Source organism: Shimia sp. R9_3, from assembly GCF_017743755.1.
GTDB lineage: Bacteria > Pseudomonadota > Alphaproteobacteria > Rhodobacterales > Rhodobacteraceae > Shimia.
Map to the genome: position 1 here is coordinate 865,730 of NZ_JAGHRP010000002.1, position 14,971 is coordinate 880,700.

General features: G+C 57.3%; 15 protein-coding genes and 1 tRNA gene. 8 read left to right on the forward strand and 8 right to left on the reverse strand.

Annotated elements, in window-relative coordinates; translation table 11 throughout:
- Positions 1-34: 34 nt before the first annotated feature.
- The gene (locus tag J7412_RS08720; protein ID WP_209078278.1) at positions 35-1,081 is read right to left on the reverse strand and encodes an ornithine cyclodeaminase; all 1,047 of its coding nucleotides are present in this window, start codon (positions 1,079-1,081) and stop codon (positions 35-37) included.
- 49 nt (positions 1,082-1,130) lie between these two features.
- Entirely contained in the window at positions 1,131-2,057 is a 927-nt protein-coding gene (gene rocF, locus J7412_RS08725) for an arginase (RefSeq protein ID WP_209078279.1), read from the reverse strand.
- Positions 2,058-2,174: 117 nt separating this feature from the next.
- Here rocF and J7412_RS08730 point away from each other — a divergent pair, with 117 nt between their 5' ends.
- Positions 2,175-2,600, forward strand: a complete 426-nt coding sequence (locus tag J7412_RS08730) for an Lrp/AsnC family transcriptional regulator (RefSeq protein ID WP_209060320.1) — start codon at positions 2,175-2,177, stop codon at positions 2,598-2,600.
- An 18-nt stretch (positions 2,601-2,618) separates the two neighbouring features.
- On the opposite strand, the gene J7412_RS08735 is transcribed toward J7412_RS08730, so the two are convergent.
- Positions 2,619-3,080, reverse strand: a complete 462-nt coding sequence (locus J7412_RS08735) for a disulfide bond formation protein B (protein ID WP_209078280.1) — start codon at positions 3,078-3,080, stop codon at positions 2,619-2,621.
- 2 nt (positions 3,081-3,082) lie between these two features.
- Positions 3,083-3,661 (reverse strand): YqaA family protein, encoded by a 579-nt coding sequence (locus tag J7412_RS08740; RefSeq protein WP_209060316.1) that lies wholly within the window; start codon positions 3,659-3,661, stop codon positions 3,083-3,085.
- Positions 3,662-3,842: 181 nt separating this feature from the next.
- On the opposite strand from J7412_RS08740, the gene J7412_RS08745 reads away from it, so the two are divergent.
- Positions 3,843-3,928 (forward strand) — tRNA-Leu (locus J7412_RS08745).
- 185 nt (positions 3,929-4,113) lie between these two features.
- The gene (locus J7412_RS08750) at positions 4,114-4,557 is read left to right on the forward strand and encodes a hypothetical protein (protein ID WP_209078281.1); all 444 of its coding nucleotides are present in this window, start codon (positions 4,114-4,116) and stop codon (positions 4,555-4,557) included.
- An 84-nt stretch (positions 4,558-4,641) separates the two neighbouring features.
- Here J7412_RS08750 and J7412_RS08755 read toward each other — a convergent pair whose 3' ends face one another.
- Complete coding sequence (locus J7412_RS08755) at positions 4,642-5,187, reverse strand: DUF882 domain-containing protein (RefSeq protein ID WP_209061982.1); 546 nt, start codon at positions 5,185-5,187, stop codon at positions 4,642-4,644.
- A 358-nt stretch (positions 5,188-5,545) separates the two neighbouring features.
- On the opposite strand from J7412_RS08755, the gene J7412_RS08760 reads away from it, so the two are divergent.
- The 4 genes from J7412_RS08760 to J7412_RS08775 are packed head-to-tail and all read left to right on the forward strand — an operon-like array spanning position 5,546 to position 9,814.
- Entirely contained in the window at positions 5,546-7,165 is a 1,620-nt protein-coding gene (locus J7412_RS08760; protein ID WP_209078282.1) for a L,D-transpeptidase family protein, read from the forward strand.
- A 32-nt stretch (positions 7,166-7,197) separates the two neighbouring features.
- Positions 7,198-8,289 carry a UDP-3-O-(3-hydroxymyristoyl)glucosamine N-acyltransferase gene (gene lpxD / locus J7412_RS08765; RefSeq protein WP_209078283.1) on the forward strand — a complete coding sequence of 364 codons (1,092 nt, stop codon included), beginning with the start codon at positions 7,198-7,200 and terminating at the stop codon, positions 8,287-8,289.
- 29 nt (positions 8,290-8,318) lie between these two features.
- Positions 8,319-8,570 carry a phosphopantetheine-binding protein gene (locus J7412_RS08770; protein WP_209060308.1) on the forward strand — a complete coding sequence of 84 codons (252 nt, stop codon included), beginning with the start codon at positions 8,319-8,321 and terminating at the stop codon, positions 8,568-8,570.
- 35 nt (positions 8,571-8,605) lie between these two features.
- Positions 8,606-9,814, forward strand: a complete 1,209-nt coding sequence (locus J7412_RS08775) for a beta-ketoacyl-[acyl-carrier-protein] synthase family protein (RefSeq protein WP_209078284.1) — start codon at positions 8,606-8,608, stop codon at positions 9,812-9,814.
- A 93-nt stretch (positions 9,815-9,907) separates the two neighbouring features.
- On the opposite strand, the gene J7412_RS08780 is transcribed toward J7412_RS08775, so the two are convergent.
- On the reverse strand, positions 9,908-10,504 hold the full coding sequence (locus tag J7412_RS08780; protein ID WP_209060304.1) for an invasion associated locus B family protein: 597 nt from the start codon (positions 10,502-10,504) through the stop codon (positions 9,908-9,910).
- A gap of 530 nt (positions 10,505-11,034) precedes the next feature.
- On the opposite strand from J7412_RS08780, the gene J7412_RS08785 reads away from it, so the two are divergent.
- A complete protein-coding gene (locus J7412_RS08785; RefSeq protein ID WP_209078285.1) occupies positions 11,035-12,582 on the forward strand; it encodes a helicase HerA-like domain-containing protein in 1,548 nt (515 codons plus the stop codon).
- Between the two features lie 72 nt (positions 12,583-12,654).
- Here the strand turns inward: J7412_RS08785 and J7412_RS08790 are convergent, their stop codons facing one another.
- Positions 12,655-13,959 (reverse strand): branched-chain amino acid ABC transporter permease, encoded by a 1,305-nt coding sequence (locus J7412_RS08790; protein ID WP_209078286.1) that lies wholly within the window; start codon positions 13,957-13,959, stop codon positions 12,655-12,657.
- The gene (locus tag J7412_RS08795) at positions 13,956-14,966 is read right to left on the reverse strand and encodes a branched-chain amino acid ABC transporter permease (RefSeq protein ID WP_209078287.1); all 1,011 of its coding nucleotides are present in this window, start codon (positions 14,964-14,966) and stop codon (positions 13,956-13,958) included. Before J7412_RS08795 ends, J7412_RS08790 begins: the two co-directional genes overlap by 4 nt.
- Positions 14,967-14,971: the final 5 nt, after the last annotated feature.

Here is a 14,971-nt window from a genome sequence, read left to right on the forward strand (position 1 = left end):
GCGCCGCAGCCGGATTTCGCTGGCAGAACCGAGTTCAGACCTTGGCGCGTTGCAGCATGCCAAACAGATCACGCGGATCATCCGGATCTGCAAGCATATCCAGATCTTCGTGAAATGAGGTTTCCGCCACCTTGTCGCGGATATAGCGCAGCGCCGAGAAATCCTCGATTGCAAAGCCCACACTGTCAAACAGAGTGGTCTGGCGCGTATCGCGGCGGCCCTGTTCTGCGCCTGTGATCACCTGCCAGAGCTCGGTGACGGCAAAATCCTCAGGCATCTGCTGGATTTCGCCCTCGATGCGGGTCTGTGGCGGGAATTCCACAAACACGTCGGAACGCTCCAGAATGCCTTTGGACAGTTCGGTCTTGCCGGGGCAGTCTCCGCCAATCGCGTTGATATGCACACCTGCGCCAACCATGTTGTCGCTCAGGATTGTGGCGTATTGTTTGTCTGCCGTGCAGGTGGTCAGGATCTGCGCGCCTTCGATCGCCTCCTCAGGCGAAGAACAGCTGACAACGGTCAACCCGCTGCCTGCAAGATTGGCGGCGCATTTTGCAGTAGCAGCCGGGTCTTTGTCATACAGGCGCACGGTTTTTACGCCCATGATAGCCTTCATGGCGAGCGACTGGAATTCGGACTGCGCGCCGTTTCCGATCATTGCCATGGTGTCTGTGTCTTTTGGTGCCAGATACTTAGCGGCCATTGCTGAGGTGGCTGCTGTGCGCAGGGCTGTCAGAATGGTCATTTCCGTCAGCAGAACCGGATAGCCGGTGTAGACATCAGCGAGCAGACCAAAAGCGGTCACGGTCTGCAGCCCTTCGGCGGTGTTCTTGGGGTGGCCGTTGACATATTTGAAGCCGTAGGCTTCGCCGTCAGAAGTCGGCATGAGTTCGATCACACCGACGTCGGAATGGCTTGCCACGCGGGGTGTTTTATCAAACTGCTCCCAGCGGCGAAAATCTTCTTCGACATAGCGTGTGAGGTCGATCAGCACCTGCTCGACGCCGGTGTGATGCACAAGCCGCATCATATTGTCGACGGAGACAAAGGGAACGAGGGCTTTTTCAGAAGGTTGGGACATATGAGTGTGGCTCCGTCAGAGAGAAGTGGGGCGGACCTGCCCGCGAAAGTTAGGAGAAGCTTCGGGTTGGGCGATCAAAGACCCGCCGACCGAGTGCCGAGGCCGCAAGATCGACCATCAGCTTGGCGGTGCGCCCGCGTTCGTCGAGGAAGGGGTTCAATTCGACCAGATCCAGCGAGCTCAGCAGCCCGCTGTCATGCAGCATTTCCATGACCAGATGGGCCTCGCGCACAGTGGCTCCGCCCGGTACGGTCGTGCCTACGGCTGGGGCTACGGATGGGTCCAGAAAGTCCACGTCGAGCGACACATGCAGCAAGCCATTGTTTTTCGACACATGCTCAAGGAAGGTCGCGAGCGGTCGGGCAATGCCGTTTTCGTCGATATCGCGCATATCGTGGCGGCGGATTTCTGTTGCTTGCAGCGTCTCGCGCTCTGCTGCATCCACCGAGCGCAAGCCGATCATGCAGATGTTTGCTTCGGGCACGGGGTTCTGCACAGCCGGAAAGCCGTCAAACCCATCACGCCCAGCGAAGTAGGCCACGGGCGTGCCGTGAAGATTGCCGCTGTCACTGCTTTGAGGTGTGTGAAAATCGGTATGTGCATCCAGCCACAGCACAAACAGCGGACGGCCCTCTTTGGCGGCGTGATTGGCAACACCGGCAACCGTGCCAGCGGACAGGCTATGATCTCCACCCAAGAAAATAGGGAAGCCACGCGCGCAGGCCTCCTTTGCCGCAGTGGTGAGACGCTCGGTCCAGGCAATGGTTTCATTGAGCGCATAGGGTGCGCCTTCTGTCATTTCATCTGAAAAGGCGCGAGGCGCGAGATTGCCGAGGTCTTCGACCGCATGCCCGAGATCCTCAAGGCTTTCACGCAGGCCAGCCGTTCGAAAGGCATCCGGCCCCATCAGACATCCACGACGGCGTTTGCCGCTATCCACCGGCGCGCCGACCAACAAACAGGTCTTTTGTGTCATTTGCTCATCCATTTGACGCTATTTCTCGGAAGATGTTTCCGAAATGAATTGATTTACACCCAGCAATTTGCACATAACGCGAAGAGATTGTTCAGATTGGAATGTGGAGCTGTCGAAATGGATGATGTGGATCGCAAGCTGATTTCGGCATTGCGCAACGATGCGCGCGCCTCGTTGTCTGATCTGGCGATCACGCTTGGCGTCTCGCGCACCACGGTGCGAGGGCGGATCGAGCGCCTGCGTCAGCGCGGGGACATCGTCGGCTTTACTGTGGTCTTGCAAGACGACATGAAAAGCGATCCAGTGCGCGGGCTTATGTCTATCGGTATTGAGGGCAGGGGGACAGACCGAATTGTGCGCCACCTCACCGGATTTACGCCGGTACGCGCCATTCACAGCACCAATGGCCGTTGGGATCTGATTGTGGAATTGGGAACCGAGACTTTGGCGGAACTTGATGACGTGCTGGCCCAGATACGGCGCCTTGATGGGGTGGCCACCAGCGAGACCAGCCTGCTGCTCTCCACCCGGAAGGCCGGGTGAAGATTGGATACTGTCAGGTCAGGCTGTACGCTTGATCGCCCAAAGCCAGATCAGGGCGGCGCCAAGGGACAGGAGGGCGTTGTAGTTGGCCATGGACAGACCAAACATCTGCCATGGGATCTCGTCACAACGCACCAAAGGCGCGGACATGATCTGATTGAAAAGATCGTCGGCGCTCATACCTGTGATGTCACCGCTGGTGCAGGTTGAGGGGCCTTCCCACCAACCGCGTTCCACACCGGAGTGAAACAGGCCGATCAGGCCGGACGCCGCCGCACCCAGAGCGGCCACATAGGCCAGGAGTGTCATGCCTGAGAGGGCAGCCAAAGCTCCGGCACCTGCTGCCACCCAATGCGGGTAGCGCTGGTAGTAGCAGAGCTTGCAGGGCGCTAGCCCGCCAATGAATTCAAAAGCCCAAGCCCCAAGGACCATGCTGACCGAAAATCCGGTCAGCAGCAGAAAGACATGTTTTTGCGTCATTATTATAGGTATCTCACCACCAAGAAGCCGCCAAAGAGCAGCACAAGAAAGACGGTGGTTACGAGGCCAAGGCGGTTCTCGATGAAGTCGCGGATCGGCTCACCAAATCTGCGCAACAGACCTGCAACCAGGAAGAAGCGGATGCCACGCGCCAAGATCGACGTTGCGATAAAGGTGCCCATAGGCATGCCGGTGAACCCCGACATAATGGTGATGACCTTGTAAGGGAAGGGCGTGATGCCCGCGCCAAGTACCGCCCAGAACCCGAAATCGTTAAATCGCGTTGAGAACTCTGCCACAGCGTCCGCTTTGCCAAGAGACATCAAGATCGGCTCGCCAATCTGCTCATATGCAAAGTAGCCAATGGCATAGCCGAAGATACCGCCCAACACAGAAGAAACCAGCGCAACCAGTGCGATCAGCCATGCCCGGGACGGGGCTGCAAGAATCATCGGGATCATCAGCACGTCGGGTGGAATTGGGAAGATCGAGCTTTCGATGAAGCTGACAATGGCGAGCGCCCAGAGCGCGCGGGGATGATCTGCCAGACTCATGGTCCAGCTGTAGAGGCGTTGAAGCATATTTCGGTCTCTTGAGCCCTAGTTTGCACCTTACACTTGCGTAGGGCATCGGGATTGAAGTGCAAGCAAATAATCAACGAATGAGTGCGGTGAGGCCGAATCTGTCGCTGTCATATCTCTGTCAGAAAGTTGCGTTTTGTGGCTGGACCTTCCTGAGAAGCTTGTCTAAATGAGGAGCGTGGCCCAAGTGGCGGAATGGTAGACGCAGGGGATTCAAAATCCCCCGCCTTCACGGGCGTGAGAGTTCGAGTCTCTCCTTGGGCACCACAAAATCAATAGGTTATATCGTATAGTTAATGTGGGCGAGCTTGCCCGCTCCAAACGATTTTGCGCAAAATCCGCTTTGCGTTGAACCCTGATACGACCAAAGGCCTATGAGGGCTTTGGTACATATCATTAGGTGCATGAGCCCCTCGGCCCTATAGTTTCTCTCACTCTTGGGGAGGAGAGATATGTCACAGTCAACCAGCAATCGAAAATCCACAGCAGCCCTTGTTGTTGCGGCGCTTGTGTTCCTTGTCAGTCTTGCGGGGCTGGGTTGGGGATTTGTCGTCTCGGCCATTCTCGCGGGCGCGGCATTTTTCGGCATGACAATGGTGGGTAAATCAGCGAGCGCTGCTGAAGCGCCTGAAATGCCAGCAGCACCGGAGCCTGTTGCGGCGACCGCGCCGGAGCCGGCGGCGCCCGTGGCTGAGCCGGAGGTTGCCCCAGTACAAGAGGCTCAGGAAGCCGAGCCCGAGACTGCACCTGCAATGGCGGAAACTACGGCAGAGGCTGACACTGAAACGCAGGTCGCTGATCCCGCAGTCACGGCAGGAATGGTGAAATTGGGAACGCTGCTTCCGGGTGAGGCGGAGCTGTCAGAGCGTAGAGGGGCTTGGCGATACGAGGGCTAAAAGCGCAGGCCGAGGTCTTGGTAAAAAAAATAGGCGCCTGAGCGGCGCCTTTTTCTTTTTGAGGGATTGGGACGTGTTTGGGGTTTAGCGGCCCCAAGTGCGGACGGGTCCACAATCCATATGCACAAAGTTGGAGCCGGAATAACGGCCAACACCACCGGCGCGGCAAGCCGCTGCTGCGCGGGCCATTTGCGTCACTGAGCGGGAAGAGAGGCGCAAATCTGCTGCTTGGCCCTTCATGTGCAATGAATTCTTCGCCACGCCGCGGGAGCGGGAGCGCAGCATCGCGTTGGTCTTGGGGCTGCGGTAGCCGGACAGCAGCATGTAAGGCTCGCCAGCGTCCATTAGATTATGGGCTGCGGCCATGATGTCGATGGTGCGGATGTCCATGTTGATAACGTCATTGGTGCGCCAGTCACGCATGAAGGCGTTGACTTCGCTGACCGCGTCTTTGATGTACTCGCCTTCAACCCAGTAAATGGTGTCGATGCGCTCACCGGTGCGGCCTGAATACATGCGAATGCGGCGGATATCACCGCCACCGCGCAAAAAGCCCGCTGCTTTGGAATATGTCGGAGCCGCAGTCAATGCTGTCGCTGCAAACGCGCCCAGCAAGCCGCGCCGCGTCATGCTCAAAGAGCCGTCGTTCGGTTCGTTCATAGTTTCAGCGCCTGTCCCGTCGCTTACCTGCCACCGCGATGTTACGCGGCCGTTGTTGTCATCCATCCCCTCAGATGTGCGGTTTTTATGGCACACAAGGATTTCTACACCAAGGTTTCTTTTTGGCGTTGACGCGCGGAGTATGGGTTTTAGGCAGAATTTTGCTTAATTCCTGAACAAAAGGTTTCCGCCGCCGGACTTGTGGCGTCGCTGCACCGGTGCAACAAATTGAACCGCATTCCCCCCTTTGGCGAACTTGTGATTGGACAGCGTTGCCGATACGGAGAAAATCGAAGTCTGAATTGATCCCGACTATTGGAAGTTTCTTATGTTGCAACCCTCGCGCGCGTCCCGCTTTAAGCGCTGTGTTTTCAGCTCTGTCACCGCGGCTGTCCTCGTTGTTTCACTGCTGACCACTGAGACGCAGGCCTTTCCAGCCTTCAAGCAGGCGGTTGCAGAAACAGCGGCGCGGGATGACGCGATTGCAGCCTATTACCGCGGCGCGGATTTCGATCCGATCTGGACCGGGCAGGGGGAGATCTTTGTTCAGCGGCGCAAGGCACTGATTAACGCACTGTCCCGAGTTGAGGATCATGCATTACCGGCGGCACGTTATGATGTGGATCGTTTGGTTGCCCAAATGGCCAGTGCGCGCAGCGCGCGCGATCTGGGGCTTGTGGAAGTGGCGCTAAGCAAGGCTTACCTGAGATATGCGCGTGATCTGACGTCCGGCATGCTGGTGCCGTCCCGTATTGACGATGAAATCGTGCGCGAGATTACGCGACGTGATCGCACCGAGCTTTTGCAGAGCTTTATTGTGGCTGAAGATGCAAAGGGCTTCCTGCGCGGGCTTGCGCCGCAAACGCCGGAATACACCCGCTTGATGAAAGAGAAGCTGCTCCTTCAGCGTTTGGTTTCCGAGGGCGGATGGGGCGAGAGCGTACCTGTTGCCAAACTCGAGCCTGGCGACAAAGGCCGTTCGGTCATTGCGCTGCGCGACCGCCTGATGCGGATGGGCTTTATGGAACGTTCTGCCACTGCGTCTTATGACAGCGACGTTGAGAACGCCGTGCGCGCATTCCAGACAGCCCATGGTTTGGAAATTGATGGCGTCGCGGGCAAAGGCACGATCAGCGAGATCAACGTATCTGCTGAGACTCGCCTGAAATCCATCATGGTCGCCATGGAGCGGGAGCGCTGGCTGGATCGCGAGACCGAAGGGCGCGAAATTCTCGTCAACCTGACCGATTTTTCCGCAAAGATCATCGATGACGGCAAGCTGACCTTCCGCACGCGCTCAGTGGTTGGCAAAAACCAGAGTGATCGCCGCAGCCCGGAATTCTCCGACACAATGGAGCATATGGTCATCAATCCAACCTGGAATGTGCCACGTTCTATTGCGACGAAGGAATACCTGCCTCTGCTGAAGCAGAACCCGAACGCTGTGAGCTATCTGCGTTTGGTGAATGGCAGAGGGCAAACCGTTGATCGCAGCGCGGTTGACTTCTCCCAGTTCACAACCCGGAACTTCCCGTTTGACATGAAGCAGGCGCCAGGCAACCGCAATGCGCTGGGTTTGGTCAAATTCATGTTCCCGAACCGGCACAATATCTATCTGCATGACACACCTCAAAAGGCGCTCTTCAAACGCGAAGTGCGTGCTTACAGCCATGGCTGTATCCGACTGCAGCAGCCGTTTGAATTTGCCTATGAGCTTCTGTCCAAACAGGAAGACAACCCCAAAGGCTTCTTCCAGTCGCGTTTGAAAACCGGGCGGGAAACGCATGTGAATCTGGAGCAGAACATTCCGGTGCACATCATTTACCGCACGGCTTACACTGAGGCCAAAGGTCCGGTGCAGTATCGCCGCGACGTCTATGGTCGTGACGCAAAGATCTGGGAAGCCATGGCAAATGAAGGGGTGGCCTTAACCTCTTATCAAGGCTAAACACGCCTCCGACATCATCCGGAGGGTTGCACATGGCGTTTACGGTTCAGCAAATTGCTGCGGCAATTGATGCGCAGGCACATGGCAACGTTGATTTGGTCGTGGAGCGGGTCGCCGAACCTGCCATGGCTGGCCCGGATGATCTGGCGCTTCTAACCAATCCGAAATTTGCCGATGGGCTTGCCAAAGGGCAGGCCAAAGTGGCGCTTCTTTGGGATGGTGCAGACTGGGAAGGCATGGGGCTTGAGGCCGCGATCACCGCCAAGCGCGGACGGTTTGCCATGTCGGGGCTGTCGCGCATGATGGACCCAGGGCAGGGCTATCCGGAGGGCATTCACCCGACCGCTCTGATTGACGAAACCGCCTCGCTGGGCGAGGGCGTCTCTGTCGGACCTTATGCGGTTATTGGGGCAAATGTACAGATTGGTGCGCGCAGCGTAATTGGCCCGTTCTGCCACATCGGTGCAGATACCCGCCTGGGTGAGGAGACCATGCTGCGCGATCATGTTTCCATCGGCGCTCGCGTCACCATCGGAGATCGGTTTTGGGCCCAACCCGGCGCGCGGATTGGCGCGGATGGACTGTCGTTTGTGACCCCTGAGGCGAGTGGTGTAGAGAAAGCGCGCGCCTCACTAGGGGATCAGGGTGACGTCAATGAACAAGCCTGGGCGCGTATACATTCGCTTGGTGCTGTAACCATCGGAAATGACGTGGAAATTGGGGCCAACTCCTGTGTAGATTACGGCACGGTGCGCGACACCAAGATTGGCAATGGTTGCAAGATCGACAACCTCGTTCATGTGGCGCACAATGTTGTCGTGGGCAATGATTGCCTGTTTGCCGGATTGGTCGGCATCGCCGGCTCCACGCGCATTGGCAGCAACGTAGTCCTTGGCGGGCAGGTTGGCGTCACTGACAACACCACCATTGGCGACAACGTCATCGCCGGTGGCGGCAGCAAGCTGATGAGCAAGGTGGCACCGGGGCAGGTTGTGCTTGGTTACCCTGCGGTCAAGATGGAAACCAATCTGGAAATGTACAAAGCTCTCAGACGGTTGCCCCGATTGGCAAAGCAATTTGCTGATCTTCAAAAAACTGTTTCGAAGTTGGGCTTTAAGTCCTAAAACCCGATGACCGCGGGAAAGGAAGAGAAATGAGTGTCAAAGACAAAGTCATTGAAATCATTGCCGAACAGGCGGTTTTGGAGCCTTCTGACATCTCTATGGACAGCACTTTGGAGAGCCTTGGCATCGACAGCCTTGGTCTGGTTGAAAGCATCTTCGCCATTGAAGAGGCCTTTGATATTTCGATCCCTTTCAATGCCAATGAGCCTGAGAAGAGTGACTTTGACATTTCCTCGGTAGCCACCATCATTTCCGGCATTGAAAAGCTGGTTGAAGGCTGAGCTGCACTCGCAGAACGAATAAGGCGAAAGAGGACATGAAGCGCGTCGTCATTACCGGAGCCGGCACAATCAACGCCCTTGGGCATGATGTGCCACAAACGCTTGCAGCCATGCGCGAAGGGCATTGTGGCATTGGCGAGTTGGACATGCGCGATGTGGACCGTCTGGGCGTCCAGATCGGCGCGCAGGTTCAGGGCTTTGAGCCTGAGGTTATCTTCAACCGGCAGCAGCTTTCGCTCTATGACCGCTTTACGCAGTTCGCGCTGGTTGCGGCACGTGAGGCGCTGGGGCAGGCCGGTCTTGAGTTTTCCGGTGAGCTTTCCGCAAAATCCGGCGTTGTCCTTGGCAACTCCGGCGGTGGTATGCAGACGCTGGATGAAAACTACCGGACCGTCTATGAGGACGGCAAAAACCGCGTACACCCCTTTGTCGTGCCCAAGCTGATGAACAACGCCGCGGCGAGCCACATCAGCATGGAGTTTAACCTCAAAGGTCCGAGCTTTACGGTGGCCTCTGCCTGTGCGAGCTCCAACCATGCGATGGCCCAAGCTTTCCAGATGGTCCGTTCCGGCATGTCTCCGGTGATGATCACCGGCGGAGCTGAATCCATGCTCTGCTTTGGCGGCGTCAAAGCCTGGGAAGGGCTGCGGGTTATGTCCAAGGATGCGTGCCGGCCGTTTTCGGCCACCCGCAACGGCATGGTGCAGGGCGAGGGCGCAGGTGTCTTTGTCTTTGAAGAGATGGACCACGCCAAGGCGCGCGGTGCGGAAATTCTGGCTGAGGTGGTCGGCTTTGCCATGACCTCAGACGCGGCCGATATTGTGATGCCCTCCCGTCAGGGTGCATCCCGCGCGATCTCCGGCGCTTTGGCCGATGCCAAGCTGAACCGCGAAGACGTGGGCTATATCAACGCGCATGGCACCGGTACGGCGGCAAACGACAAAACCGAATGCAGCGCGGTGGCCGATGTCTTTGGCCCCCATGCCGATAAGCTGATGATTTCCTCCACAAAATCTATGCATGGTCATTTGATTGGCGGCACCGGTGCGGTGGAGCTTCTGGCCTGCATTATGGCGCTGCGCGATGGCGTCATTGCGCCCACGATCGGCTATGAGGAAGCCGATCCTGAATGTGCAATGGATGTTGTGCCCAATGAGGCGCGAGAGGCCAATGTGGATGTGGCGCTCTCAAATGCATTTGCCTTTGGCGGGCTGAATGCGGTGATGGCTTTAAAGAAGGTCTGATACCACAAGACCGCCAACACACAGACTTCAGAAAATCAAAAGCCGCCCACCATCAGGTGCGCGGCTTTGTTGTTTTTGACGCTTTGGGAGCTTTTACTGATCGACGCCACCTGCGGTGTCAAAGGCTTTGGTAAACCCAGCCAAGGACATTTCCACGGTGACCACCTGATCCGGGGCCAAGGCGGGCACAATGGTGATCTGTGCGACATTGCCAGCTTTGAAGTTGTTGATATCGGCTTCGCTAAATCCGATCCGCGCGACACAGCCAGCTTGGTTGCAGAAGGCAAACGGGTAGCGGCGGGCGTTGTTGCTGTCCACGGCCATGGTCAACTGCGAGGTCAGTAGGGTTTCAAGCGGGACAATCAATGTTGCACCGGCCACAGCCTGACCTTCAGGTTGGGCCAGTTTGAACAGTGTAACTTCAGAGATCGGCGTGCCGGTCTGATCGCGCAAAAGCTGGTACAAACGGCATGGGCGCGGCTCCGGCCCGCTGGCCGCACATTGCAGCTCCCAGTCGCCGATCACTTCGGTGGTCACGTCATTGTTCGGGGCCTGCGGGATCTGGGCTTCACCTTGACCGGCCACGGCTTCCCCCATTGCCAGCGATCCGTCAGACAGGGATGGCACACTCTGCGCAGAGAGCTGGCTCGCCACGAGCAACGCGGCAATAAAAGTTGGAAGTTTGAGCATGTGATTTCCTGATTGTTCTCATGTCGTCTGCCGTCGCTTAACACGGCAGAATTTGATTGTCAGGTCACGCTTGATGAAAACCTGATCAATGCTGACAGGCTTCGCTTTTGTGAGCGGACACATCTGGCAAAGCACGCCTTGCAACTGGGCCGACAGGGTAAACTAAGTTTGCACGAGGGATGGCGTGTAAGGGATTGAAGGAACAATCACTTTCCAAAGAAAAAGGGCCCAAAACTGGGCCCTCTCCCTATATTTCACTCCCCGTCGGACTGGCCGACTTATTCATTGCCAAAACGCTACGGCCAAAATCGTTTGCGGTCAACAGGAAAAAGAAATTCTTCTGCCTTGGAATTGTTCAAAAAAAAGGGCCGCACAGTGCGTGCGGCCAGTACTCAACAGGGAGGAGTTCGTTCCCAAAACCGTTAAGCTCTGGTCTGGAACACCTTTGAAAATGGGGCAAAAAGGTTAACAATGTATTCTGCATTCGGTTAACCAACTCATTTTCAGGGCAACGGCGAGGTAAGTCACTGATGGACGGCAAGATTTTTTTGGGCGGTGGCGGCCCCGATTATGGCGAAAAACAGGGGCTTTCTCTGAAATATGCCAACCGGCATGGCCTGATTGCTGGGGCAACCGGCACTGGAAAGACTGTAACCTTGCAGATTCTGGCGGAAGGATTCTCCGCAGCCGGGGTGCCGGTGTTCCTGTCTGACGTGAAGGGCGACCTCTCAGGTCTTGCAGCTTCCGGCAGCGCGGAGGCCAAATTGCACGGTGCTTTCACCTCCCGCGCTGAAAAAATAGGCCTTGAGAGTTACAGCTACAAAGCCTTCCCAGTGACCTTCTGGGATCTCTTTGGGGCACAAGGGCATCCGGTGCGCACCACGGTCGCGGAGATGGGGCCGTTGCTGCTTGCGCGACTGATGGAGCTTAGCGAGGCGCAAGAGGGAATTCTCAACATCGCCTTCCGGCTAGCGGATGAGCAGGGTTTGCCTTTGCTGGATCTCAAGGATCTGCAGGCGCTGCTTGTTTGGGTTGGAGAGAACCGCGCAGAGCTGGCCCTGCGCTATGGCAATATCTCGGTCAACTCGATTGGTGCCATTCAGCGCCGCCTGCTGGTTCTGGAAAACCAAGGGGCCAACAAACTCTTTGGTGAACCGGCACTGGATCTGTCTGATCTGATGCGGGTTGACGCCGAAGGCCGCGGTCGCATCAACATCCTTGCCTCAGACAAGCTTATGGGGGCGCCGCGCCTCTATGCCACCTTCCTGCTATGGCTTCTGTCTGAGCTGTTTGAAACCCTGCCTGAGGTGGGCGATCCGGAGAAACCCAAGCTGGTATTCTTCTTTGATGAGGCGCATCTTCTGTTTGACGGCGCGCCCAAGGCGCTGATTGACAAGGTGGAGCAGGTGGCGCGCCTGATCCGCTCCAAAGGGGTGGGGGTCTACTTCGTCACCCAGAACCCTGACGACATCCCCGAGGATATTCTCGGGCAATTGGGCAACCGCGTCCAACACGCTCTGCGGGCCTTTACAGCCCGCGATAAGAAAGCGCTGCGCCTTGCGGCAGAAACCTACCGCCCAAACCCCCGCTTTGAGACTGAAGAGGCGATACGCGAGGTGGGCGTCGGGGAGGCTGTCACCTCGATGCTGATGAAGAAAGGCGTGCCCGGCATCGTCGAGCGCACGCTGATCCGTCCGCCATCGTCGCAACTGGGGCCCCTGGATCAGGCGCTGCGGGCAAATGTGATGGCCAATTCACCGGTTGCCGGAAAATACGACACCCCCAAGGATCGCCATTCCGCCTATGAAATGCTGCGCGATCGCGCGGCAAGCGCGGCCAAGGAAGCGGAGGTCGTGGAAGCTCAGGAAGAAGAAGAACCCACGGCTCAGCGCGAGTTCAGCGCGGCCCGGCGCTACAGTGGAGGTCGCGTGAGCCGGTCGTCCTCTCGCTCTATGCGTATCCGTTCAGATGACAGCTTTGGCACCGCCATGGGCAAGATGGTGATGAAAGAGCTGACAGGAACCACGGGGCGCAAAATCGTGCGCGGCATTCTTGGCGGTCTCTTCAAAGGGCGCTGAGCCAGCCCCTTCTCATTCTCAAAATATCCTCGCCGAAGGCAAAAGGCGCTCCCGAGGGAGCGCCTTTTTCTCTTACTTTTCAGGGATCAAGCCGCGCGGGCTGAACCTCAGCACCAGAAGCAACACAACCCCCATGGTCAGCAGGCGCATATGGGCCGCGCTGTCGATGAGGTGCTTTTTCAGGCCGCTGTCTTCCGCCATTCCGATGGTGACCAGCTCCATCAGCCAGAGCCCCATCGGCTCAACCTGCACCCACAGGAACCAGATCAGAAAGCCGCCCAAAACCGCGCCAAGGTTGTTGCCGGAGCCACCAACAATCACCATCACCCAGATCAGGAAGGTGTAGCGCAGCGGCTGGTAGGTGCCGGGTGTCAGCTGACCATCAAGCGTTGTCATCATCGCCCCCGCAATGCCGCAGACCGCCGAGCCCAGCACAAAGATCTGCAGATGGCGATTGGTGACGTCTTTGCCCATGGCTTCGGCAGCCACTTCATTGTCACGGATCGCGCGCATCATCCGGCCCCACGGGCTTTTCAGCGCAAGCTGCGCCATCACGAAGATCAGGATCAGCACAATGGCAAACAGGACCGAATAGTTTAGCTTCACAAAGATCGACGAGGCTGTCGCCACATCCATGCCCAGGCCTTCAGCGCGGTTGATGAAGGTCGAGGAGTTCTGCAGGTCGATCTCATAAGGCACCGGACGGTCGAGCCCGACCACGTTTTTCACGCCGCGCGCCAGCCAGTCTTCGTTTTTCATCACTGCGATGATGATCTCCGCAATCCCCAGCGTTGCAATCGCCAGGTAGTCAGAGCGCAAACCCAGAGCGGTTTTGCCGATCAGCCAGGCCACACCTGCAGCCAGCAGGCCACCCACAGGCCAGGCCAGTAGCACAGGCAGGTTCAGACCACCCAAGTTGCCTTGCAGGGCCGGATTAATCGCTTCGACTGCGGCCACACCGGGATCAAAGATGCCGCGGTAGAGGAAAAAGCCCGCCACCAGGACGGCGAGCGTTGCGAGATTGCGCGCACGCCCAGCAGGCATTTTCTGACGCAGCATAACCGCGCCCACAATTGTGCCGGCACCTGCAAGCAAAGCGATCATGATCCGCCAGCCACCTGCGCTCCAGGCACCGTCTACAGGTGCCGCGGAGGTCAACACAACGGCCAGACCACCAAGCGCGACAAAGCCCATAACACCAACGTTAAACAGCCCGGCAAAGCCCCACTGCAGGTTCACGCCAAGCGCCATGATTGCCGAAATCAGCCCCATGTTGAGAATCAGCAGCGCCACGTTCCAGCTCTGCATAAAGCCGGTCAGTACAATCAGGCCAAAGACCAGGGCAAAGAGGGCGGTGTTTTTTAGCTGTTCACTCATACCGATTTCCCCTTGAACAGGCCGGTCGGCTTGAACAGCAGAACCACGATCAGGATCACAAAGCTGACGGCAAATTTATAGTCGGTGCTCAGAAGCTGCACGAGGCCGGAGGGCTCAAGGCTTTCAGGCAACATATATTTCAGCACTTTTTTCCACGCATAGGTGATGGTCACCTCTGAAAAGGCAATCACAAAGCCCCCGGCAATGGCACCCAGCGGGCTGCCCAGCCCGCCGACGATGGCTGCGGCGAAGATCGGCAGCAGCAGTTGGAAATACACAAACGGTTTGAAGGATTTGTCGAGCCCGTAGAGCACACCAGCCGTGGTCGCGAGTGCCGCCACAATCAACCAAGTGTACATCACAACGCGTTCAGGGTTGATGCCCGACAGCAGCGCCAGATCCTCGTTGTCTGAATAGGCTCGCATGGATTTGCCGGTGCGGGTGCGGTTCAGGAACCAGAACAGCAGCGCCACAGCAACGATGGCGACCACCACAGTGATGCCCTGCGTGGTTTTGATCGCAAGACCTTCGCGCAGGCCAGTCATCTGTTTGAACTCGCGCACCGAGATAATGAACCGTTCGCCATCAGAGAATTTCTGATCCGCTGGGCCGATGATGAAGCGCACGAGACCATTCATGATGAACATCACGCCCATGGACACGATCACAAGGATCACCGGCTTGGCTTTTTGCTCGCGGTAAAAGCGGTAGATCATGCGGTCGGTGATTAGCATCAACGCCATGGTGCCCAAAATCGCAAAGGGCAGGGCCAGCAGGGCGGTTGGCAGCGGCCCCAAGTTCAGGCCCATGGATTGGAACCACCATGTGATCAGCACAGCCAGCATCGCGCCAAAGGCCATGGTGTCGCCATGGGCAAAGTTGGAAAACCGCAAAATGCCGTAGATCAACGTCACCCCGAGCGCTCCAAGCGCAAGCTGGCTGCCATAGGCGATTGCGGGGATCAGAACAAAGTTAGAAAGCGCCACAAGGGCGTTGAGAAAGTCCATGGTCC